Genomic DNA, 23,307 nt, shown 5'->3' with positions numbered 1-23,307 from the left:
CAAAATCCAGTGTCCGCAAGGACGTGCCGGTTCGACCCCGGCCGCCGGTATAGTATAGAGTTAAGGAACGTGGTATATCTTCGTTCCTTTTTATATTATTTTTGGTATAATAATAGTTATTCAAATTTTATTTAGATTATGAAAGTGTAGGGAAGTATGTCTCGTTCTATCGATTTATTAAAACATCGGTATTTAAAAAATATTAAAGAAAATCCTGAATTGTTTGTTGGGATTGAGCTGGAATATCCTGTTGTAAACTTGGAAGGGGATGCTACAGATGTTGAAGTTATCAAGCATTTATTTGGATATCTAGTTTCTGATTTGCATTTAACTGTAGAAAAGGTTGATGATTTTGGAAATCCTATTCAGCTAGTGGATCCAGTAAGTCAGGATGCTATTTTATTTGAAGTTTCCTATACTACGATTGAGTTTGCATTTGGCAAGGCTGAAACGATTCAAGAGGTCGAAAATCGTTTTAACAATTATATGGATGTGATTCAGAAGAAGTTAGCTGAATCAAATCATGCTATTGTTGGCTGTGGCATTCATCCTAACTGGGATAAAAATAAGAATTGTCCAGTTGCTTATCCACGTTATCAGATGTTGATGGATTATTTGAATTTGAGTTGCAATGTGACTGAGTCAGACTTACATCATTTCCCTGAATATGGAGCTTTTATCTGTGGGAGTCAGGTTCAGCTGGATATTTCAAAATCCAACTACTTACGGGTGATTAATGCTTTTACTCAAATTGAAGCGGCTAAGGCGTATTTATTTGCCAATTCTGAGTTTTCGGGTGCAGATTGGGATACGAAAATTTCAAGGGATATTTTCTGGGAAGAATCCATGCATGGCATCTATCCAGAAAACGTCGGGGTCAATGCTAGACTCTTTAAAGATGAGGATGATTTTTTTGACTATCTCGATCATTCTGCGATTTTTACTGCGGAACGTGATGGACAAACCTATTATTTTTATCCGATTCAGGCAAGAGACTATCTGACTACACCTGAAATCCAAGCATTTTCTCTTAATGGGGATGAGGTTCTTATTGCCCCTCAAGAGAAAGACTTTGAAACTCATCGTAGTTATCAGTACCAAGACTTAACGACTCGCGGAACAGTTGAGTTTCGTAGTGTGTGTACTCAACCTCTAGATAGAACCTTCGCTTCAGCAGCTTTTCACTTAGGATTATTAGTTAATTTAGACAAGTTAGAAGCTTACTTAGAAACAGCATCTTTCTTTGAAGCATTTGGTCGTAATTACAAGTTTTTAAGACGACAGTTTTCTAAGAAAAAGCTTACAGATGAGGAAGAAACTACGATTATTGAATTTTCCAAAGACTTACTCCTGTTAGCTGAGGAAGGACTGGAGATGCGAAATAAGCAAGAAATGACCTATTTACAGCCTTTGAAAGAAGAATTGGGACTATAATTTCTCTTATAAAGGGAGAATTTTCTGAAAAATCATGATATAATGGAAGAGACTATAGATAAAGGATAGAGAGTAATGACATTAGTTTATCAATCAACACGTGATGCCAACAATACAGTAACTGCTAGCCAAGCTATTTTGCAAGGTTTGGCGACGGACGGTGGTTTATTTACACCGGTTACTTATCCAAAGGTAGATTTGGACTTTGACAAATTGAAAGATGCTTCTTACCAAGAAGTGGCTAAGTTAGTTTTGTCAGCATTTTTAGATGACTTTACAGCTGAGGAGTTGGACTACTGTATCAACAATGCCTACGATAGCAAGTTTGATACTCCAGCTATTGCGCCTTTGGTGAAATTAGACGGACAATACAACTTGGAACTTTTCCATGGTTCAACAATTGCTTTTAAGGATATGGCCTTGTCTATCTTGCCATACTTTATGACAACAGCTGCTAAGAAACATGGTTTGGAGAATAAGATTGTCATCTTGACAGCGACATCTGGTGATACTGGGAAAGCCGCTATGGCAGGATTTGCCGATGTGCCTGGTACGGAGATTATCGTCTTTTATCCAAAGGATGGTGTCAGCAAGGTTCAAGAGTTGCAAATGACCACTCAGACTGGCGACAATACTCATGTTATCGCTATTGATGGTAACTTTGATGATGCCCAAACAAATGTGAAGCATATGTTTAACGATGTGGCTCTTCGTGAAAAATTAGCGGCAAACAAGTTGCAATTTTCGTCAGCTAACTCTATGAACATTGGTCGTTTGGTACCACAAATTGTTTATTATGTTTATGCCTACGCTCAGTTGGTCAAGACTGGTGAGATTGTGTCTGGTGATAAGGTCAACTTCACAGTACCAACAGGAAACTTTGGAAATATCTTGGCTGCCTTTTATGCTAAGCAAATTGGTCTACCAGTTGGCAAATTAATCTGTGCTTCAAATGACAACAATGTTTTGACAGACTTCTTCAAGACACGTGTTTACGACAAGAAGCGTGAGTTTAAGGTAACAACTAGTCCATCTATGGATATTTTGGTATCTTCAAACTTGGAGCGTTTGATTTTCCATCTTTTGGGAAATGACGCTGAAAAGACAGCTGAACTCATGAATGCTTTGAATAGCCAAGGTCAATATGAATTGACAGACTTTGATTCAGAGATTCTTGCACTCTTTGCAGCTGAATATGCGACTGAGGAAGAAACAGCGGCAGAAATCAAGCGTGTTTATGAATCAGATTCTTATATCGAGGACCCTCATACAGCTGTTGCTTCGGCAGTTTATAAGAAATACCAAGCGGCTACTGGCGATGTGACTAAGACAGTGATTGCTTCAACAGCTAGTCCATACAAGTTCCCAGTGGTTGCAGTAGAAGCTGTAACAGGGAAAGTTGGCTTGACTGACTTTGAAGCCTTGGCTCAATTACATGAAATATCAGGAGTGGCTGTGCCACCTGCGGTTGATGGGCTTGAAACAGCTCTTGTTCGTCACAAGACAACAGTGGCAGCTGCTGATATGCAAGCAGCGGTCGAGGCTTATTTAGGACTTTAAGACAGAAGGAGTAAACTCGGTTGGGAAACCAACTGAGTTTCTTTTCATCAGGAGGAAGGATTGTTTAAGAAAAATAAAGATATTCTTAATATTGCCTTGCCAGCTATGGGCGAAAACTTTTTGCAGATGCTCATGGGGATGGTGGACAGTTATTTGGTTGCTCATTTAGGATTGATAGCTATTTCGGGTGTATCAGTAGCTGGCAATATTATCACGATTTACCAGGCGATTTTCATCGCTCTGGGAGCTGCTATTTCCAGTGTTATTTCAAAAAGTTTGGGACAGAAGGATCAATCTATGCTAGCCTATCATGTGACTGAGGCGTTGAAGATTACATTATTATTAAGTTTCCTTTTAGGAGCTTTGTCCATCTTCGCTGGGCAAGAGATGATTGAACTTTTGGGGACGGAGAGAGATGTAGCTGAGAGTGGTGGACTCTACCTATCTTTGATAGGCGGATCGATTGTTCTCTTGGGATTAATGACCAGTTTGGGTGCCTTGATTCGTGCAACTCATAATCCACGTCAGCCTCTCTATGTTAGTCTTTTATCCAATGCCTTGAATATTCTTTTTTCAAGTCTAGCTATTTTTATTCTTGATATGGGGATTGCTGGTGTTGCTTGGGGGACTATTCTGTCTCGTTTGATTGGTCTTGTGATTTTGTGGTCGCAATTAAAGCTTCCTTATGCGAAGCCAACTTTTGGACTGGATAAAGACTTACTGACTTTGGCAATACCAGCAGCTGGAGAGCGACTCATGATGCGGGCTGGAGATGTCGTGATCATTGCCTTGGTCGTTTCTTTTGGAACGGAGGCAGTGGCTGGGAATGCAGTCGGAGAAGTCTTGACCCAGTTTAACTATATGCCTGCCTTTGGTGTGGCTACAGCAACGGTCATGCTGGTAGCTCGAGCAGTTGGAGAGGATAATTGGAATAGAGTAGATAAGTTGAGTAAACAAGCCTTTTGGCTTTCTCTGGTCCTCATGTTACCCTTGACCTTCAGTATCTATGCTTTGGGTATACCACTAACTCATCTCTATACGACTGATTCTCTAGCGGTGGAGGCTAGTGTTCTAGTGACACTTTTTTCACTACTTGGTACTCCTATGACGATAGGAACAGTCATCTATACAGCAGTCTGGCAGGGTTTGGGCAATGCTCGGCTTCCCTTTTATGCGACAAGTATAGGAATGTGGTGTATCCGTATTGGAACAGGATATCTGCTGGGGATTGTTCTTGGTTGGGGCTTGCCCGGTATTTGGGCTGGAACCCTTTTGGATAATGGTTTTCGTTGGTTATTTCTACGTTACCGTTACCAGCGTTATATGAGCTTGAAAGGATAGGAAATGCAAAAAATAGCTTTTATTTGGGATTTAGATGGGACATTATTAGACTCCTACGAAGCGATTTTATCAGGGATTGAGGAGACTTTTGGTCAGTTTGCTATTCCTTATGATAAGGAAAAGGTAAGAGAGTTTATTCTCAAGTATTCTGTTCAGGATTTGCTTGTGCAGGTGGCAGAAGAGAGAAAACTGGATGTGGAAGTGCTAAATCAGGTGCGTGCCCAGAGTTTGGCTGAGAAGAATGCTCAGGTAGTTTTGATGCCCGGTGCGCGTGATGTGCTAGCTTGGGCAGAGGAATCAGGAATTCAGCAGTTTGTTTACACTCATAAGGGAGACAATGCTCTTACCATTCTCAGAGATTTGGGTTTGGAGTCCTATTTTATGGAGATTTTAACCAGTCAGAGTGGCTTTGCGCGTAAACCCAGTCCAGAAGCGGCTACCTATCTGATAGATAAGTATCAGTTGAATCATGATAATACTTATTATATAGGAGATCGGACTCTGGATGTGGAATTTGCCCAGAATAGTGGGATTCAAAGTATCAACTTTTTAGAGTCGATTTATGAAGGTAATCACAGGATTCAAGCGTTAGTAGATATTTCCCATATTTTTGAGGTTGAGCGATAAAAAGATTGTGTCAGTTTTGTGACAGAGACCTAACAAACTATTTCAAGTAACCGAGTTTGTTACAAGGAATGGACAGTTCTGTTAAATAGGCCCGAGAGGGCTTTTTTTCTGCATTTTTTGTGTTATGATAGACAGGTACTCATTTGAAAGGAATTTGAAAGAATGAAGAAAAGAATATTATTAGCCTCAACAGTAGCCTTGTCATTTGCCCCAGTATTGGCAACCCAAGCAGAAGAAATTCTTTGGACTGCACGTAGTGTTGAGCAAATCCAAAATGATTTGACTAAAACGGATAACAAAACAAGCTATACCGTTCAGTATGGTGATACCTTGAGCACCATTGCAGAAGCCTTGGGTGTAGATGTCACAGTTCTTGCGAATTTGAATACAATCACCAATATGGACCTGATTTTCCCAGAAACCGTTTTGACAACGACTGTCAATGAAGCTGAAGAAGTAACAGAAGTTGAAATCCAAACTCCTCGAGCAGCTTCTAGTGAGGAAGTGACAACTGCGACAGCAGATTTGACAACCAATCAAGTGACCGTTGATGATCAAACTGTTCAGGTTGCAGACCTTTCTCAACCGATTGCAGAAGCTCCAAAAGCGGTAGAAACTACAAGAACAAAAGAAGTAGCAACAAGTTCAGAAGTTACAGAGACAGTGATTGCTACAGAAGAAGTGGCACCATCTACAGAGACTTCTGTCTCAGAGGAGCAAACAGTCGAAACAAGCAGTGCAGTTGCAGCAGTAGCTCCTCAGGCAACGACACCAGCTGAGAAGCAGGAAACACAAGCAAGCATTCAAGCTGAATCAGAAGTAGAAGCAACTACAACTCCAGCAGAAGAAACAGCAATCGAAACAACTGCAACAAGTTCAGAAGCAAAAGAAGTAGCATCATCAAGTGAAGCTACACCAACAGTTTCTACTTATCAACTAGAAGAGAAGAAAACAGTTTCAACAACTTACGCAGCTCCAGCTGCGCCCGATTATGCTGGACTGGCAGTAGCAAAATCTGAAAATGCAGGCCTTCAACCACAAACAGCTGCCTTTAAAGAAGAAATTGCCAACTTGTTTGGCATCACATCCTTTAGTGGTTACCGTCCAGGAGACAGTGGAGATCACGGAAAAGGTTTGGCTATCGATTTTATGGTACCAGAAAGCTCAGAACTAGGGGATAAGATTGCGGAATACGCTATTCAAAACATGGCCAGCCGTGGAATTAGTTACATCATCTGGAAACAACGTTTCTATGCCCCATTCGATAGCAAATATGGGCCAGCTAATACTTGGAACTCAATGCCAGACCGTGGTAGTGTGACAGAAAATCACTATGATCACGTTCACGTGTCAATGAATGGATAAAACCGAATTAGTAATATCATTTTGACGAATGAGATGTCGCTTTCGTGATAGGAAGCGAGTCTCGTTCGTTTTTTTCTTTGTCATACTCTTCGAAAATCTCTTCAAACCACGTCAGTTTTATTTGCAACCTCAAAGCTGTGCTTTGAGCAACCTACGGATAGCTTCCTAGTTTGCTCTTTGATTTTCATTGAGTATCAATATGAATGGAAAATGGAAGTTAGCATTTTGTAATGCTTTAAGCAACATTCTTGCAATTTATTTTACTTTGCATTATACTTGATTAGTCAATTATTGATAAATCAAGTAAAAAGAGGAAGAAATGATAGAGATTCAAGATTTACTGTATCAAATTCGCTTGTCTGAGCAAGCGAGTACGCACTTGTTTGAAAAAAGACTTGGGATTAGTTTGACACGGTATCAGATTTTATTATTTTTGCTGAAGCATTCCCCTTGTAATCAAATAGCGGTTCAGGAGCGTTTGAAGATTGATCAGGCTGCTTTGACCCGACATTTCAAAATTCTGGAAAAGGAAGGTTTGGTGGAGCGTCATCGCAATCCTGAAAATCAGCGGGAAGTGTTGGTAGAGACTACGAAGTATGCCAAGGAGCAGTTAGTAGTGAATCCCCCTCTGCAACATATCAAGGTTAAGGAAGAGATGGAAAGTATCTTAACAGAGTCTGAAAGAACAGAACTCAGCCGTTTAGTAAACAAATTGGTTTTGGGTATTGAAAATATAGAAATTTAAGGAGAAATAGATGTCAATTATGACAATCATTTTAGCAACGATTGTTGCTTTGGAGCATTTTTACATTTTTTATTTGGAAAGTATTGCAACGCAATCAGCTGCAACTAGTCGTGTCTTTAACATGGACAAGGAAGAACTGGCTCGTCCGTCAGTAAGTTCATTGTTTAAAAATCAAGGGATTTATAATGCTTTGCTAGGAGTCTTTCTCTTGTATGGAATTTATTTCTCACAGAATTTAGAAATTGTGACTATTTTTGTTTTATTTGTGATTGGTGCTGCGGCTTATGGCTCTCTCACAGCAGATAAGAAAATTATTTTGAAGCAGGGTGGACCAGCTATTTTGGCCTTGATTAGTATTTTACTCTTTAAATAAGTTCAAAGGTCAATCTTAGCCTTTCTAGTCCTTTTCACTCCAGAATAAGGGAAATATGTTATACTTGTTTTTAAGAAAAAAGTCTCATTGAATTGGTTTTGAGGAGTTAGAAATGAAAGTATTAGTGACAGGTTTTGAGCCCTTTGGAGGGGAAAAGGTCAATCCAGCTTTGGAGGCTATTAAAGGTTTACCAGCTGAAATCCATGGTGCTGAGGTTCGTTGGCTAGAAGTGCCAACAGTCTTTCACAAATCGGCCCATGTATTGGAGGAAGAGATGAACCGCTATCAACCTGACTTTGTCCTTTGTATCGGCCAAGCAGGTGGAAGGTCTAGCTTGACGCCTGAGCGAGTAGCCATTAATCAAGACGATGCACGCATTCCTGATAATGAAGGAAATCAACCGCTTGACCTTCCTATTCGTCCAGATGGTGCTCCTGCCTACTTTAGTAGTTTGCCGATTAAAGCGATGGTTCAAGCTATAAAAAAAGAGGGATTGCCGGCCTCTGTTTCCAATACGGCAGGGACTTTTGTCTGCAATCATTTGATGTATCAGGCCCTCTATTTGGCAGAAAAGAAATTTCCACATGTTAAGGCAGGTTTTATGCATATTCCTTATATGATGGAACAGGTGGTGAATCGACCGACTACTCCAGCTATGAGTTTAGTGGACATTAGGCGAGGGATAGAAGCAGCAATCGGCGCCATTATCGAACATGGAGATCAAGACCTCAAGTTGGTAGGCGGAGAAACTCATTGATAGAAAAAAAGCTTGAGGGAAAACCTTCAAGCTTTTGGACGTTTTCGAGCCAGTACTGCTCGGTAGAAAATTATTTTATTGATTTGAATGTAGGGTAGGAGTGAGAAACTAGCAATTCCAAAGGTAATCCAATTGAGAAAGTACCAAGGAAGGAGTTGTAAGTCTAGGACGAAACGCTGGAACTTGTAACCTTTCATCAGGAAACGGCTGGTTTTAAGGATTTGCCCTGGTTTGGATTGTCCCAAGTCTAGGGTGTCGCAGAGGAGAAATTCTACCTGCGAATAGGCATAGTATTGTGGAATATAGAGACTATTTCCTATAATCATCAAGAGGATACTTGCTAGAAAGTAAAGACCAAAGGTCATGAGGAAGCGCTCGGTTTCAATTGACGTGAGCTCCAGATTGGGAAACTCAGGGTGAAGGGTAACGAATTTCTTGGCTAAAAAGCTACTGTAAAAGAGAAAGTAAATCCCGAGTAAACTAGGAATACTCCATAAGAAGAGATAGAAGCGTTTGAGAAGGAGAGTCAAAAAGGTTTGTGAAAAGTGCTCTTCGTTAAAGAGAGTGAGACTATTTTTGACGGATAGTTCTGTATCAGGATTCTTGATGAGTTTCAGCGTTGTATAGATGGAACTGGTTAGAAGTATTGTTCCGATAAAGGAGACTAATAGAGGAAAAAGGTAGGCTTGGAATACATGGCCAAACACACTTAAAAAGGATTGCTCTAAAATAGACTCGTTGATGCGCTTTAAGGGATTGAGGAAGCCAGACAAGATGAGCAGCATGCTAGGTAAGAGATAGACGAGAAAGAGGCGGGGATTTTCAACTTGAAATTGTCTAGCCTGCAGACGAATGGTTTTTAAATCAATTTTTGGGTATTTCATTCTCTCATTATACCATAGTTCTTATACATAGTTCGTGACAGTTCCTGCTTTTTTTGATAAAATCATACAGTATGCCCTTGGGCACAAAGTATGAACTGGGACTGTCTTTCCCAGCTTCGGAGGTAAAAAATGTCAGATTCACCAATCAAATACCGTTTGATTAAGAAAGAAAAACACACGGGAGCTCGTCTGGGAGAAATCATCACTCCCCACGGTACCTTCCCGACACCTATGTTTATGCCAGTTGGGACACAAGCCACTGTCAAAACTCAGTCACCTGAAGAATTGAAGGAGATGGGTTCGGGAATTATCCTGTCAAACACCTATCATCTCTGGCTTCGCCCTGGAGATGAACTCATTGCACGCGCAGGTGGTCTCCACAAGTTCATGAATTGGGACCAGCCTATCTTGACAGATAGTGGTGGTTTTCAGGTTTATTCCTTAGCAGATAGCTGCAATATCACAGAAGAAGGGGTAACCTTTAAAAACCATCTAAATGGTTCTAAGATGTTCTTGTCCCCAGAAAAAGCTATCTCTATTCAGAACAATCTGGGCTCAGACATCATGATGTCCTTTGACGAATGTCCCCAGTTTTATCAACCTTACGACTACGTTAAGAAATCAATCGAGCGTACCAGCCGTTGGGCTGAGCGTGGTTTGAAGGCTCATCGTCGTCCACATGACCAAGGATTATTTGGGATTGTGCAGGGGGCAGGATTTGAAGACTTGCGTCGCCAATCAGCTTACGACCTTGTCAGTATGGATTTCCCAGGCTACTCTATCGGTGGTTTGGCAGTGGGAGAAACCCACGAAGAGATGAATGCGGTCTTGGACTTCACAACCCAACTGTTACCTGAAAATAAACCTCGCTATTTGATGGGTGTGGGAGCGCCAGATAGCTTGATTGATGGGGTGATTCGTGGGGTAGATATGTTTGACTGTGTCTTGCCGACTCGTATCGCTCGTAACGGAACTTGTATGACCAGTCAAGGACGTTTGGTTGTAAAAAATGCTCAGTTCGCTGAGGACTTTACGCCACTGGATCCTGAGTGTGATTGCTACACATGTAAGAACTATACACGCGCCTATCTTCGTCACCTACTCAAGGCTGATGAAACCTTCGGTATCCGTTTGACTAGCTACCATAACCTTTACTTCTTGCTCAACCTTATGAAGCAAGTTCGACAAGCCATTATGGATGACAATCTCTTGGAATTCCGTGAGTATTTTGTGGAAAAATATGGCTACAATAAGTCAGGACGTAATTTCTAAAATAGAATTGATATAAGCTAAAAATCCTAAGTTTTCTCTTGGGATTTTTCTTCTTTTTTTGATAGAATAAAGTGTATAATGAAAGGGAGAATAAACTCGTATGCGCATTAAATGGTTTTCCTTGATTAGAATTACAGGTTTACTTTTGGTACTCTTGTATCATTTCTTTCAGACCATCTTTCCTGGAGGATTTTTCGGGGTAGATGTCTTTTTCACATTTTCAGGTTTCCTGATTACAGCTCTACTTATCGAAGAATTTTCTAAAAACCATGAGATTGATTTGATAGGATTTTTTAGAAGACGCTTTTATCGTATCGTGCCACCTGTGGTTTTGATGGTCTTGGTAACCATGCCCTTTACCTTCCTAGTTCGCCAAGATTATGTGGCTGGAATTGGGGGTCAGATTGCGGGTGTTTTAGGCTTTATGACCAACTTCTATGAGCTCCTAACAGGTGGGAGTTATGAATCTCAGTTCATTCCTCATTTGTTTGTTCATAATTGGAGCTTGGCTGTTGAGGTTCACTACTATATTCTATGGGGCTTGGCAGTTTGGTTCTTATCTAAACAGTCCAGATCAAATAGTCAGTTGAGAGGAATGGTCTTTCTCTTATCTGTTGCTGCCTTCTTGATCAGCTTCTTCTCCATGTTTATTGGTAGTTTTCTAGTAACCTCTTATTCCTCTGTTTACTTCTCCAGTTTAACTCATGTCTATCCATTCTTTTTGGGAAGTATCCTAGCAACGATTGTAGGCGTTCGTCAGACGACTTCCCTAGTTAAGCAATTGGATAAAATCTGGGATTTACGCAAGACCCTGTTAGTTTTTGCAGGAGGTTTTGGCTTCTTACTCATTTTGACCTTCTTTGTCAAATTCACCTATCTCTTTGCCTATCTTATGGGCTTCTTGCTTGCCAGCCTTGCAGCCCTTGCTATGATCCTGGCAGCGCGTGTCTTACATGAAAAGACTCCTAACGTGCAGGAGCCAAAGATGATCAGCTTTTTAGCAGATACTAGTTATGCGGTTTATCTCTTCCATTGGCCTTTCTATATCATTTTCTCACAGTTGACATCAAATCTTCTTGCTGTGTTATTAACTTTGATTTTTTCTTATGGATTTGCCAGTCTTTCATTTTATGTATTGGAACCTTGGATTGCAGGCAAGAACACACCTGTTTTACAAACTCTTCGTCCCTTGCCTTATATTCACGCAATTCTTGCAACAAGTACAGCAATCTTGGCCTTCATTGTCTTCTTAGTGACTTTCTTGGCACCACAAGTTGGGGCATTTGAGACAGATTTAACTGTCAATGGCTTGAAGCAAGCTGCAACAAATATTAGCCAGACCAAGGTGATGACAGAACGAGCAGATGCAAATAGTTTGGGGATTGCTGATGGCACTATGTTAATTGGTGATTCGGTGGCTTTAAGGGCAAATACAGCCCTGCAGACAGCCCTTCCAGGAGCACAGATTAATGCACAAGTTAGCAGGACAACTAAGACCGCCAATGAAATCATGCTAAATAATGGGCAGAATAAATTTCTACCAAAGATGGTGGTTATTGCAACAGGTGTGAATAATCCTGAAAATTACAAGGAAGATTGGGACAGTATCGTGAAAAATCTTCCTAAGGGACACCATATGGTTTTGGTGACACCTTATGAGGGGGATAAGACAAAAGAGACCTATGCCATCGTTGAGAAGGCTGCCGCCTACATGAGAGAATTGGCAGAGAAGACTCCTTACATCACGATAGCAGATTGGAATCAAGTTGCTAAGGAACATCCAGAAATTTGGACTGGGACAGACCAAGTCCATTTCGGAAGTGACAATAGTAAAATTGAAGCAGGAGCTAAATTGTATGCAGATACCATTGCTACAGCCTTACAAACGGCTCAAGACAAGCCAGTCAAATCAAAATAACTTGTATTAATAAATAGAAAAGAGTTGGAGACATCCAGCTCTTTTAAAATATCTCTAGAAAATAGGTCTATACCATTTACAAATGAATCAGAAAAGTTTATAATATAATTGACATAATAAATATCAAAAGTAATCTTTTAAGGAGGTCATTATTATGCCTAATTACGTTAAAGCAGATCAGTTTTTCTATCCATTTGGCATTCGTCGCGGTGGGTACTTAGAACTTGTTGATGGCAAATTTGGGAAACATGTGGATCAAATTCCTGAAGGAGCAGAGGTTCTTGACTATACTGGTTATAGCATTGCACCAGGTCTTGTGGATACTCATATTCATGGATATGCAGGTGTAGATGTGATGGACAACAACATTGAAGGTACATTGCATACTATGAGTGAAGGACTTCTTAGTACCGGTGTTACCAGTTTCTTGCCCACAACTTTAACAGCCACTTATGAGCAATTGCTTGCAGTCACTGAAAATCTTGGAAACCATTATAAAGAAGCAACAGGTGCTAAGATTCGTGGGATTTATTATGAAGGTCCATACTTCACAGAAACTTTTAAGGGGGCACAAAATCCAACTTATATGAGAGACCCGGGTGTTGAGGAGTTTCATTCTTGGCAGGATGCTGCAAAAGGGATGCTAAATAAAATCGCTATTGCACCAGAACGTGATGGGGTGGAAGATTTTGTACGTACTATTACATGTGAAGGTGTGACAGTTGCACTTGGGCACTCAGATGCGACATTTGAACAAGCTAAGAAGGCAGTTGATGCTGGAGCTAGTGTATGGGTACATGCCTATAATGGGATGCGTGGTTTAACACACCGCGAACTAGGTATGGTAGGAGCTATGTATGAGCTCCCACATACTTACGCAGAATTGATTTGTGATGGTTACCATGTAGATCCAAAAGCTTGTGAGATTTTACTTAAGCAAAAGGGGACAGAAAACATCGCCCTTATTACGGACTGTATGACAGCTGGTGGACTTGAAGACGGTGACTATATGTTGGGAGAATTCCCTGTTGTAGTAGCAAATGGAACTGCACGTCTCAAATCTACTGGTAATTTGGCAGGTTCTATCCTCAAACTTAAAGATGGTATGAGAAATGTAGTCGAGTGGGGTATTGCAAATCCACACGAAGCGGTCATGATGGCTAGCCTTAACCCAGCAAAATCTGTTAATATTGACGATGTCTGTGGACAAATTCGTGAAGGTTATGATGCAGATTTTATTGTTTTAGACAAAGATTTGGAATTGGTAGCAACCTATCTAGATGGTGTGAAACGTTATCAAGCATAAGATAGAAAGCAGGAGTTAGAGACTAGCTTCTGCTTTTTTATCTATATTGCTTTACCAGTAAATAAAAAAGTTAAAAAAATCACAAAAAGACTTGAACAAGCAGATGAAAAGGCTTACAATTATATTATAAATAGTACAAATAAAAAAACGGAGGAATGCTTTATGAAAGCCTATACTTATGTTAAACCAGGACTTGCTTCTTTTGTTGATGTAGACAAACCAGTTATTCGCAAGCCAACAGACGCTATTGTGCGTATCGTAAAAACTACTATTTGTGGAACAGACCTCCATATTATCAAAGGGGATGTTCCCGCTTGCCAAAGTGGTACCATTCTTGGTCACGAAGGGATTGGGATTGTTGAAGAAGTTGGAGAAGGAGTTTCGAACTTCAAAAAAGGCGACAAGGTCTTGATTTCTTGTGTCTGTGCCTGTGGTAAATGTTACCACTGTAAAAAAGGGATTTATGCTCACTGTGAGGATGAGGGAGGATGGATTTTTGGTCACTTGATTGATGGTACGCAGGCTGAGTACCTACGTGTTCCTCATGCGGACAATACTCTATATCATACACCAGAATCTTTATCAGATGAAGCTCTTGTTATGTTGTCAGATATTTTACCAACTGGCTATGAAATTGGTGTTTTAAAAGGGAAAGTAGAACCAGGTTGTAGCGTTGCGATTATTGGTTCAGGACCAGTTGGATTGGCAGCCCTTTTGACAGCTCAATTCTTCTCACCAGCTAAATTGATTATGGTGGATCTAGATGATAACCGCTTGGAAACTGCTTTATCATTCGGTGCAACTCATAAGGTTAATTCTTCAGACCCTGAAAAAGCCATTAAAGAAATTTATGATTTGACAGATGGCCGTGGTGTGGATGTCGCTATCGAAGCTGTTGGTATTCCTGAAACATTTGATTTCTGTCAAAAGATTATCGGTGTAGACGGAACAGTAGCTAACTGTGGTGTACACGGTAAACCAGTTGAGTTTGAGTTGGATAGACTTTGGATTCGCAATATCAATATCACTACAGGTTTAGTATCTACAAATACAACACCTCAGTTGTTGAAAGCTCTTGAAACTCATAAGATTGAACCAGAAAAATTGGTAACTCATTATTTCAAACTAAGTGAAATTGAAAAAGCCTATGAAGTCTTCAGTAAGGCAGCAGACCACCATGCCATTAAGGTCATTATTGAAAACGATATCTCAGAAGCCTAAGAAACAAAAAGTTTTTATCATATAAGTAAATAGAAATTCAGTCATCCATCAGATGGCTGGATTTTTTATCGAAAAATTAAGAGATGAGCATATTTCTTTCCTTGCTTGGCGGAATTAGTTATAATATACGGTACAAAGGAATGAATGAATATGTATCGTGTTATAGAAATGTATGGAGATTTTGAACCGTGGTGGTTCTTAGAAGGTTGGGAAGAAGATATTGTAGCAAGTAAAAAATTTGACCAGTATTATGATGCTCTCAAATACTACAAAACTTGCTGGTTTAGATTGGAACAAGAATCCCCTCTTTATAAAAGTAGAAGCGACTTGATGACCATTTTTTGGGATCCAGAAGACCAACGCTGGTGTGATGAGTGTGACGAGTATTTACAACAATACCATTCTTTGGCTCTTTTGCAGGATGAGCAGGTTATCCCAGATGAAAAACTACGCCCAGGCTATGAAAAACAAACTGGTCAGGAAAGACACCGTTCTTGCCGTATGAAATTAAATTAGAGAAAAAGTAACTTTTTTGGAGTTGCTTTTTTTATTTTCCCAAATTTTTGCGAATAGTATAGGTGAGGAGGTAAGTATGGTTCAAGAAATTGCACAAGAAATCATTCGTTCGGCTCGGAAAAAAGGGGCGCAAGACATTTATTTTGTCCCCAAGTTAGACGCCTATGAGCTTCATATGAGGGTGGGAGACGAGCGCTGTAAAATCGGTTGTTATGATTTTGAAAAGTTTGCGGCCGTCATCAGTCACTTTAAGTTTGTGGCAGGTATGAATGTTGGAGAAAAACGACGTAGTCAGCTTGGTTCCTGCGATTATGCCTATGGCGATAAGATGGCGTCCCTACGTTTATCTACCGTAGGCGATTATCGAGGGCATGAGAGTTTAGTGATTCGCTTATTGCACGATGAGGAGCAGGATTTGCATTTTTGGTTTCAGAATATTGAAGAATTGGGCAAGCAGTACAGGCAACGTGGTCTCTATCTCTTTGCTGGTCCAGTCGGCAGTGGTAAGACGACTCTGATGCATGAATTGGCTAAATCTCTCTTTAAAGGACAGCAAGTTATGTCCATAGAAGATCCTGTCGAAATCAAGCAGGACGACATGCTCCAGTTGCAGTTGAATGAGGCGATTGGGCTGACCTATGAAAATCTGATTAAGCTTTCCCTACGGCATCGTCCTGATCTCTTGATTATCGGAGAAATTCGTGACAGCGAGACGGCGCGTGCAGTGGTCAGAGCTAGTTTGACAGGGGCGACAGTCTTTTCAACCATTCATGCCAAGAGCATTCGAGGTGTTTATGAGCGCCTGCTGGAGTTGGGTGTGAGTGAGGAGGAATTGGCAGTCGTTCTGCAGGGAGTCTGCTATCAGAGATTAATTGGGGGAGGAGGAATCGTTGACTTTGCAAGCAAAGACTATCAAGAACACCAGCCAACTAGCTGGAATGAACAGATTGACCAGCTTCTTAAAGATGGACATATCACAAGTTTTCAGGCTGAAACGGAAAAAATTAGCTACAGCTAAGCAAAAAAATATCATTACCTTGTTTAACAATCTCTTTTCCAGCGGTTTTCATCTGGTGGAGACCATCTCCTTTTTAGATAGGAGTGCTTTGTTGGACAAGCAGTGTGTGACCCAGATGCGTACAGGCTTGTCTCAGGGGAAATCATTCTCAGAAATGATGGAAAGTTTGGGATTTTCAAGTGCTATTGTCACTCAGTTATCCTTAGCTGAGGTTCATGGAAATCTTCATCTGAGTTTGGGAAAGATAGAAGAATATCTAGACAATCTGGCCAAGGTCAAGAAAAAATTAATTGAAGTAGCGACCTATCCTTTGATTTTGCTGGGTTTTCTTCTCTTAATTATGCTGGGGCTACGGAACTACCTGCTACCACAACTGGATAGTAGCAATATTGCAACCCAAATTATCGGCAATCTGCCACAAATCTTTCTCGGCATGGTAGGGTTTGTTTCAGTAGGTGTCCTTTTAGCACTAACTTTTTATAAAAGAAGTTCAAAGATGCGCGTCTTTTCTATCCTAGCACGCATTCCTTTTCTTGGAATCTTTGTTCAGACCTATCTGACAGCTTATTATGCGCGTGAATGGGGTAATATGATTTCGCAGGGAATGGAGCTGACGCAGATTTTTCAAATGATGCAGGAACAAGGTTCCCAGCTCTTTAAAGAAATCGGTCAAGATTTAGCCCAAGCCCTGCAAAATGGCCGCGAATTTTCTCAAACCATAGCAACCTATCCTTTCTTTAAGAAAGAGTTGAGTCTCATTATCGAGTATGGGGAAGTCAAGTCCAAGCTGGGTAGTGAGTTGGAAATCTATGCTGAAAAAACTTGGGAATCCTTTTTTACCCGAGTCAACCGCACCATGAATTTGGTGCAGCCACTGGTTTTTATCTTTGTGGCACTGATTATCGTTTTACTTTATGCGGCAATGCTGATGCCCATGTATCAAAATATGGAGGTAAATTTTTAACATGAAAAAAATGATGACATTCTTGAAAAAAACGAAAGTGAAAGCTTTCACTCTTGTGGAGATGTTGGTGGTCTTGCTCATCATCAGCGTACTTCTCTTGCTCTTTGTACCTAATCTGACCAAGCAAAAAGAAGCAGTCAACGACAAAGGAAAAGCTGCTGTTGTTAAGGTGGTGGAAAGCCAGGCAGAACTTTATAGCTTAGATAAGAATGAAGATGCTAGCCTAAGTAAGTTACAAGCAGATGGGCGAATCACAAAAGAACAGGCTAAAGCCTATAAAGAATACTATGCTAAACAAGGTACCAGTCAAAGTGTTTCAGATTAAGGCCTTTACCATGCTGGAAAGTCTCTTGGTTTTGGGTCTTGTGAGTATCCTTGCCTTGGGCTTGTCCGGCTCTGTTCAGTCCACTTTTGCGGCGGTAGAGGAGCAGATTTTCTTTATGGAGTTTGAAGAACTCTATCGGGAAACCCAAAAACGCAGTGTAGCCAGTCAGCAAAAGACTAGTCTAAACTTAGATGGGCAGATGATTAGCAATGGCAGTCAAAAGTTGACAGTTCCCAAAGTGATTCAGGCACCATCAGGCCAAAGTATTACATTTGATCGAGCTGGGGGCAATTCGTCCCTGGCTAAGGTTGAATTTCAGACCAGCAAAGGAGCGATTCGTTATCAATTATATCTAGGAAATGGAAAAATTAAACGTATTAAGGAAACAAAAAATTAGGGCAGTGATTTTACTGGAAGCAGTAGTTGCTTTAGCTATCTTTGCCAGCATTGCAACTCTCCTTTTGGGACAAATTCAAAAAAATAGGCAAGAAGAAGCAAAAATTTTGCAAAAGGAAGAAGTCCTGAGGGTAGCTAAGATGGCCTTGCAAACAGGTCAAAATCAGGTAAACATCAACGGAGTTGAGATTCAGGTGTTTTCTAGTGAAAAAGGATTGGAGGTCTACCATGGTTCAGAACAGTTGTTGGCTATCAAAGAGCCATAAGGTCAAGGCTTTCACTTTGTTGGAATCCCTGATTACCCTTATTGTCATCAGTGGAAGCTTACTCCTCTTTCAAGCCATGAGTCAGCTCCTCGTTTCAGAAATTCGCTATCAGCAGCAAAGTGAGCAAAAAGAGTGGCTCTTATTTGTGGACCAGTTGGAGGCAGAATTAGATCGTTCACAGTTTGAAAAAGTGGAGGGCAATCGCCTCTATATGAAGCAGGATGGCAAGGATATTTCTATAGGTAAGTCTAAATCAGATGATTTTCGAAAAACTGATGCCAGTGGACGAGGTTATCAGCCTATGGTTTATGGACTCAAATCTGCACAGATTACAGAGGAGAATCAACTGGTTCGTTTTCGTTTCCAGTTTCAAAAAGGCTTAGAAAGGGAGTTCATCTATCGTGTGGAAAAAGAAAAAAGTTAAGGCAGGTGTTCTCCTCTATGCAGTCACCATGGCAGCCATCTTTAGTCTTTTGTTACAATTTTACTTGAACCGACAAGTCGCCCACTATCGAGACTATGCTTTAAATAAAGAAAAATTAATCGCTTTTGCCATGGCCAAGCGAACCAAAGATAAGGTTGATAAGGAAAGTGGGGAACAGACTTTTAATCTGGGTCAGGTGAGTTATCAAAATAAGAAAACAAGCTTGGTGACAAGGGTTCGTACGCCTAAGAGTCAATATGAGTTCCTGTTTCCTTCAGTTAAAATCAAAGAAGAGAAAACAGATAAAAAGGAAGAGGTAGCGACTAGTTCAAGTGAAGAAGCAGAGAAGAAAAAATCAGAAGAGAAGTCTAAAAAGAAAGAGAATTCCTAGTCAATTCAACTACTTTGTGCTAAACTAAAAGCATGAAACATGATTTTAACCACAAAGCAGAAACTTTTGATTCACCTAAAAATATCTTCCTTGCAAACTTGGTTTGTCAAGCAGTCGAGAAACAGATTGATTTTCTATCAGACAAAGAAATTTTGGATTTTGGTGGAGGGACGGGTCTGTTAACCTTGCCCCTAGCCAAGCAGGCCAAGTCTGTAACATTGGTGGATATTTCGGATAAAATGCTGGATCAAGCTCGTTTGAAAGCGGAGCAGCAAGACATCAAGAATATCCAGTTTTTGGAGCAGAATTTACTGGCAAAACCCTTGGAACAAGAGTTTGATCTTATTGTTGTTTGTCGGGTTCTTCATCATATGCCTGATTTGGATGCGGCTCTCTCACTGTTTCATCAACATTTGAGAGAAAACGGACAACTTTTACTTGCTGATTTTACCAAGACAGAGGCTAACCATCATGGATTTGATTTAGCTGAACTGGAAAAACAGCTAATTGAGCATGGTTTTTCATCTGTGCATAGTCAGATTCTTTACAGTGCTGAAGATCTATTTCAAGGAAATTATTCAGAACTCTTTTTTACAGTAGCCCAAAAATCACTCGCCTAGTCAGGGAGTGATTTTTCTATAAGGATGGAAAAAAGGAGGGAATTTTGATAAGATAGGAATATGGATTTTGAAAAAATTGAACAAGCTTATACGTATTTACTAGAGAATGTCCAAGTCATTCAAAGTGATTTGGCGACCAACTTTTATGACGCCCTGGTGGAGCAAAATAGCATCTATCTGGATGGTGAAACTGAACTAGAGCAGGTCAAAGAGAACAATCAAGCTCTTAAGCGTTTAGCGCTACGCAAAGAAGAATGGCTCAAGACCTACCAGTTTCTCTTGATGAAGGCTGGTCAAACAGAGCCCTTGCAGGCCAATCACCAGTTTACACCAGATGCTATTGCTTTACTTTTGGTGTTTATTGTGGAGGAGTTGTTTAAAGAAGAGGAAATCACTATCCTCGAAATGGGGTCTGGAATGGGGATTCTGGGTGCTACTTTCTTAACCTCTCTTGCTAAGAAAGTAGATTACTTGGGAGTGGAAGTAGACGATTTGCTGATTGATTTGGCAGCTAGCATGGCAGATGTAATTGGTTTGCAGGCTGGCTTTGTCCAAGGAGATGCCGTTCGTCCACAAATGCTAAAAGAAAGCGACGTGGTCATCAGCGACCTACCTGTCGGCTATTATCCTGATGATGCTGTTGCGTCGCGCCATCAAGTTGCTTCTAGTCAAGAACATACTTACGCCCATCACTTGCTCATGGAACAAGGACTTAAGTATCTCAAGTCAGACGGATACGCTATTTTTCTCGCTCCGAGTGATTTGTTGACCAGTTTTCAAAGTGATTTGTTGAAAGGGTGGTTGAAAGAGGAGGCAAGTCTGGTTGCTATGATTAGTCTGCCTGAAAATCTCTTTGCTAGTGCCAAACAATCTAAGACTATTTTTATCTTACAGAAGAAAAGTGAAATAGCAGTAGAACCTTTTATTTATCCACTTGCTAGCCTACAAGATGCAAGTGTTTTAATGAAATTTAAAGAAAATTTTCAAAAATGGACTCAAGGTACTGAAATATAAAATAGATTTTGTTATAATAGATGAAAACGCTTAAAAGAGGAGTCTTGTTATGACAAAAACAATTGCAATCAATGCAGGAAGTTCAAGTTTGAAATGGCAATTATACTTAATGCCAGAAGAAAAAGTATTGGCCAAAGGTTTGATTGAACGTATCGGTTTGAAAGATTCAATTTCAACTGTAAAATTTGACGGCCGTTCTGAACAACAAATTTTGGATATCGAAAATCACACACAAGCTGTTAAAATTTTATTGGATGACTTGATTCGTTTCGATATTATCAAGGCTTATGACGAGATTACAGGTGTTGGACACCGTGTTGTTGCAGGTGGAGAATATTTCAAAGAATCAACAGTTGTTGAGGGAGATGTTTTAGAAAAAATTGAAGAGTTGAGTTTGTTGGCTCCTCTCCACAATCCAGCCAATGCAGCAGGTGTTCGTGCCTTCAAGGAATTGTTGCCAGACATTACGAGCGTAGTTGTTTTTGATACTTCATTCCACACAACTATGCCAGAGAAAGCTTATCGCTACCCTCTACCAACAAAATATTACACAGAAAATAAGGTTCGCAAATACGGTGCCCACGGGACAAGTCATCAGTTTGTGGCAGGAGAAGCTGCAAAACTCTTGGGACGTCCATTAGAAGACTTGAAATTGATTACTTGCCACATCGGTAATGGTGCTTCTATTACAGCTGTTAAGGGTGGTCAATCTGTAGATACTTCAATGGGATTCACTCCACTTGGTGGTGTGATGATGGGAACTCGTACAGGGGATATTGACCCAGCAATCATCCCTTACCTAATGCAATATACAGAGGACTTTAATACACCGGAGGCTATTAGCCATATTCTCAATCGTGAGTCAGGACTCATGGGAGTTTCAGGCCAGTCTAGTGATATGCGTGATGTGATTGCTGCTAAAAAAGAAGGAGACCATGATGCTACCTTAGCATATGAAATCTATATTGACCGTATCCAAAAACATATTGGGCAGTACCTTGCAGTCCTAAACGGTGCAGATGCTATTATCTTTACAGCGGGTGTAGGAGAAAATGCAACCGATGTACGTGAAGATGTTATTTCAGGCATCTCTTGGTTTGGATGTGATGTTGATCCAGAAAAGAACGTCTTTGGCGTGACAGGAGACATCTCAACAGATGCAGCGAAGATTCGTGTTTTGGTTATTCCAACTGATGAAGAATTGGTCATTGCCCGTGATGTTGAACGCTTAAAAAATAAGTAAAACTAGAAAAAGTATTTAGTACAAGGAGTTGGGAAAGAGATTTTTCCAGCTTCTTTTTTTAAACTTAACTAGCTTTGAAAGGATAGCTGTTGCTGCTTTTGAGAAGAGTTAAAAGTGATAAAAGATAACTTATTTCTAATTTTCGCTTAGAATGACAGGTGTCATCGATTAATATTTTATATTATGTCAATTTTTGCTTGCATCCGCTTACAACTTATGTTATAATATTGTTTTGATAAATTATAAGTGCTGTTGTATCGTTCTTAGTTTGTAGTTATGGAGGTAATATCATGGGCGCTATTATGGAATTTGCAACAGAAAAACAGATTGAATCATTTCTTTCAACTTGTCATATCGAGGGACAAAGGAATTTTCTGATGGCTTTTAAGAAAAAGACATGGTTGAAATCCTTTATTGATTTTTTCATTATAGGAGGAGCCTACTATGTTCAGTCGAGTGTGAAGCCAAAGATTATGTCATTCACACCTAAGGGGATTTACTTGATGGACATTAGTGATGTAACTGAAAATCGTCCTAATCAAGTCATTGAAATGTCCTGGAGTCAAGTTGAAGATTTTAGTTATAACACAGTCTTGAACACAGTCAGAATTAAATGGCGCTATCAAAATGAACAGTACATCTTTTCAGTAGATGTAGATAATATCAGTCAACATTTAGGACAGTATCAATTTAACAAACAACATTATGACTATTTAGCACAACACGATTTCTTTCAGAAAGAGTGAATGACATGAAAAAGATAATTACAAAATGTATTGTTATTGCTACAACTTTGCTTATTATGGTACCGAGTTTTATCGGGATTGCATATGCTAATGAAACAAAGGTTCCAAATACAACTGTAGAGTATATTGATGTTGCCGAAGTAGAGAAGGATTTGAAATTCTTGTTTACAGAAGCGACGAGTTATGAGAATGGCGTTCTTTATGTTAATAAAGAATTATTGACAGAACGCTATGGCACTTTAGCACCGTATATTGCAATGGGCATTGAACGTATTTATACAGAGCCTAATTTGGTTCAAAACTTGCAAGCCTCTTTACAAGATAGAGATTTTGTTTCATGTATGCGTGATGAGTTGATTGGTATGATTCCAGGTATGGAACTTGTTGATTTAATGAGAGGGGGCATTATCAGTTATATTCAAGGTCAAATGTGGGGCAAAGCTGCTTCATATATAGCAATGAAACTTGCTAAATTTGGCATGAAGAGCAACGTTGCAGGAATCGTTGCACAATTAGGAATCTCTGCTGGAAAATGTGCTATTTGGGGTTAGTTATGCTTAAATACTTGTAATTAAGAATGT

General features: G+C 40.1%; 26 protein-coding genes. 25 read left to right on the top strand and 1 reads right to left on the bottom strand.

Annotated elements, in window-relative coordinates:
- The first annotated feature begins 156 nt into the window (after positions 1 to 156).
- The 8 genes from RWO85_RS04545 (at position 157) to pcp (ending at position 8,202) form a co-directional block, all read left to right on the top strand.
- Entirely contained in the window at positions 157 to 1,434 is a 1,278-nt protein-coding gene (locus RWO85_RS04545; RefSeq protein ID WP_314414302.1) for a gamma-glutamylcysteine synthetase, read from the top strand.
- Positions 1,435 to 1,509: 75 nt separating this feature from the next.
- On the top strand, positions 1,510 to 2,994 hold the full coding sequence (gene thrC, locus RWO85_RS04540) for a threonine synthase (protein WP_314414300.1): 1,485 nt from the start codon (positions 1,510 to 1,512) through the stop codon (positions 2,992 to 2,994).
- A 60-nt stretch (positions 2,995 to 3,054) separates the two neighbouring features.
- The gene (locus RWO85_RS04535; RefSeq protein ID WP_314414298.1) at positions 3,055 to 4,335 is read left to right on the top strand and encodes an MATE family efflux transporter; all 1,281 of its coding nucleotides are present in this window, start codon (positions 3,055 to 3,057) and stop codon (positions 4,333 to 4,335) included.
- A 3-nt stretch (positions 4,336 to 4,338) separates the two neighbouring features.
- Positions 4,339 to 4,962 carry an HAD family hydrolase gene (locus RWO85_RS04530; RefSeq protein WP_314414296.1) on the top strand — a complete coding sequence of 208 codons (624 nt, stop codon included), beginning with the start codon at positions 4,339 to 4,341 and terminating at the stop codon, positions 4,960 to 4,962.
- A gap of 162 nt (positions 4,963 to 5,124) precedes the next feature.
- Positions 5,125 to 6,327 (top strand): LysM peptidoglycan-binding domain-containing protein, encoded by a 1,203-nt coding sequence (locus tag RWO85_RS04525; RefSeq protein ID WP_314414295.1) that lies wholly within the window; start codon positions 5,125 to 5,127, stop codon positions 6,325 to 6,327.
- A gap of 319 nt (positions 6,328 to 6,646) precedes the next feature.
- Positions 6,647 to 7,072 (top strand): MarR family winged helix-turn-helix transcriptional regulator, encoded by a 426-nt coding sequence (locus RWO85_RS04520; RefSeq protein ID WP_314414293.1) that lies wholly within the window; start codon positions 6,647 to 6,649, stop codon positions 7,070 to 7,072.
- 10 nt (positions 7,073 to 7,082) lie between these two features.
- On the top strand, positions 7,083 to 7,445 hold the full coding sequence (locus RWO85_RS04515) for a DUF1304 domain-containing protein (protein ID WP_314414292.1): 363 nt from the start codon (positions 7,083 to 7,085) through the stop codon (positions 7,443 to 7,445).
- Between the two features lie 112 nt (positions 7,446 to 7,557).
- Entirely contained in the window at positions 7,558 to 8,202 is a 645-nt protein-coding gene (gene pcp, locus RWO85_RS04510; protein ID WP_314414289.1) for a pyroglutamyl-peptidase I, read from the top strand.
- Positions 8,203 to 8,228: 26 nt separating this feature from the next.
- Here the strand turns inward: pcp and RWO85_RS04505 are convergent, their stop codons facing one another.
- Positions 8,229 to 9,086, bottom strand: a complete 858-nt coding sequence (locus RWO85_RS04505; protein ID WP_314414287.1) for a DUF975 family protein — start codon at positions 9,084 to 9,086, stop codon at positions 8,229 to 8,231.
- A 129-nt stretch (positions 9,087 to 9,215) separates the two neighbouring features.
- Between RWO85_RS04505 and tgt the strand changes: the two genes are divergently transcribed.
- From tgt to RWO85_RS04420, 17 genes are all read left to right on the top strand, one after another.
- Positions 9,216 to 10,358, top strand: a complete 1,143-nt coding sequence (gene tgt, locus RWO85_RS04500; protein ID WP_314414285.1) for a tRNA guanosine(34) transglycosylase Tgt — start codon at positions 9,216 to 9,218, stop codon at positions 10,356 to 10,358.
- A 100-nt stretch (positions 10,359 to 10,458) separates the two neighbouring features.
- Positions 10,459 to 12,276 carry an acyltransferase family protein gene (locus RWO85_RS04495; RefSeq protein WP_314414284.1) on the top strand — a complete coding sequence of 606 codons (1,818 nt, stop codon included), beginning with the start codon at positions 10,459 to 10,461 and terminating at the stop codon, positions 12,274 to 12,276.
- Positions 12,277 to 12,430: 154 nt separating this feature from the next.
- Positions 12,431 to 13,582, top strand: a complete 1,152-nt coding sequence (nagA, locus tag RWO85_RS04490; RefSeq protein ID WP_314414282.1) for an N-acetylglucosamine-6-phosphate deacetylase — start codon at positions 12,431 to 12,433, stop codon at positions 13,580 to 13,582.
- Between the two features lie 162 nt (positions 13,583 to 13,744).
- Positions 13,745 to 14,803 (top strand): zinc-dependent alcohol dehydrogenase family protein, encoded by a 1,059-nt coding sequence (locus tag RWO85_RS04485; protein ID WP_314414280.1) that lies wholly within the window; start codon positions 13,745 to 13,747, stop codon positions 14,801 to 14,803.
- Positions 14,804 to 14,953: 150 nt separating this feature from the next.
- Positions 14,954 to 15,319, top strand: a complete 366-nt coding sequence (locus tag RWO85_RS04480; RefSeq protein ID WP_064275827.1) for a DUF1033 family protein — start codon at positions 14,954 to 14,956, stop codon at positions 15,317 to 15,319.
- A 76-nt stretch (positions 15,320 to 15,395) separates the two neighbouring features.
- Positions 15,396 to 16,337 (top strand): competence type IV pilus ATPase ComGA, encoded by a 942-nt coding sequence (gene comGA / locus RWO85_RS04475; RefSeq protein WP_314414278.1) that lies wholly within the window; start codon positions 15,396 to 15,398, stop codon positions 16,335 to 16,337.
- Positions 16,285 to 17,301 carry a competence type IV pilus assembly protein ComGB gene (gene comGB / locus RWO85_RS04470; protein ID WP_314414314.1) on the top strand — a complete coding sequence of 339 codons (1,017 nt, stop codon included), beginning with the start codon at positions 16,285 to 16,287 and terminating at the stop codon, positions 17,299 to 17,301. The genes comGA and comGB overlap by 53 nt, the downstream gene beginning before the upstream one ends.
- A 1-nt stretch (position 17,302) precedes the next feature.
- On the top strand, positions 17,303 to 17,626 hold the full coding sequence (gene comGC, locus RWO85_RS04465; RefSeq protein ID WP_314414277.1) for a competence type IV pilus major pilin ComGC: 324 nt from the start codon (positions 17,303 to 17,305) through the stop codon (positions 17,624 to 17,626).
- Positions 17,589 to 18,023, top strand: a complete 435-nt coding sequence (gene comGD / locus RWO85_RS04460) for a competence type IV pilus minor pilin ComGD (protein WP_314414275.1) — start codon at positions 17,589 to 17,591, stop codon at positions 18,021 to 18,023. Before comGC ends, comGD begins: the two co-directional genes overlap by 38 nt.
- The gene (gene comGE / locus RWO85_RS04455) at positions 17,986 to 18,288 is read left to right on the top strand and encodes a competence type IV pilus minor pilin ComGE (protein ID WP_314414273.1); all 303 of its coding nucleotides are present in this window, start codon (positions 17,986 to 17,988) and stop codon (positions 18,286 to 18,288) included. Before comGD ends, comGE begins: the two co-directional genes overlap by 38 nt.
- Positions 18,251 to 18,712, top strand: coding sequence for a competence type IV pilus minor pilin ComGF (gene comGF / locus RWO85_RS04450; RefSeq protein WP_314414272.1), 462 nt, complete (start codon positions 18,251 to 18,253; stop codon positions 18,710 to 18,712). The genes comGE and comGF overlap by 38 nt, the downstream gene beginning before the upstream one ends.
- The gene (comGG, locus tag RWO85_RS04445) at positions 18,690 to 19,103 is read left to right on the top strand and encodes a competence type IV pilus minor pilin ComGG (RefSeq protein ID WP_314414270.1); all 414 of its coding nucleotides are present in this window, start codon (positions 18,690 to 18,692) and stop codon (positions 19,101 to 19,103) included. The genes comGF and comGG overlap by 23 nt, the downstream gene beginning before the upstream one ends.
- A 32-nt stretch (positions 19,104 to 19,135) precedes the next feature.
- Entirely contained in the window at positions 19,136 to 19,723 is a 588-nt protein-coding gene (locus RWO85_RS04440) for a class I SAM-dependent methyltransferase (protein ID WP_314414268.1), read from the top strand.
- Between the two features lie 60 nt (positions 19,724 to 19,783).
- Positions 19,784 to 20,737: a class I SAM-dependent methyltransferase gene (locus tag RWO85_RS04435; RefSeq protein ID WP_314414267.1), complete on the top strand. Its 954-nt coding sequence runs from the start codon at positions 19,784 to 19,786 to the stop codon at positions 20,735 to 20,737.
- Between the two features lie 49 nt (positions 20,738 to 20,786).
- A complete protein-coding gene (locus tag RWO85_RS04430; RefSeq protein ID WP_314414265.1) occupies positions 20,787 to 21,980 on the top strand; it encodes an acetate kinase in 1,194 nt (397 codons plus the stop codon).
- Between the two features lie 290 nt (positions 21,981 to 22,270).
- Positions 22,271 to 22,726, top strand: a complete 456-nt coding sequence (locus tag RWO85_RS04425; RefSeq protein WP_314414264.1) for a hypothetical protein — start codon at positions 22,271 to 22,273, stop codon at positions 22,724 to 22,726.
- Between the two features lie 5 nt (positions 22,727 to 22,731).
- Positions 22,732 to 23,277 (top strand): hypothetical protein, encoded by a 546-nt coding sequence (locus tag RWO85_RS04420; protein WP_314414263.1) that lies wholly within the window; start codon positions 22,732 to 22,734, stop codon positions 23,275 to 23,277.
- Positions 23,278 to 23,307 lie beyond the last annotated feature (30 nt).

It is taken from the genome of uncultured Streptococcus sp., from assembly GCF_963521865.1.
Taxonomy (GTDB): domain Bacteria; phylum Bacillota; class Bacilli; order Lactobacillales; family Streptococcaceae; genus Streptococcus.
This window is presented reverse-complemented; position numbering and strand designations above follow the sequence as displayed.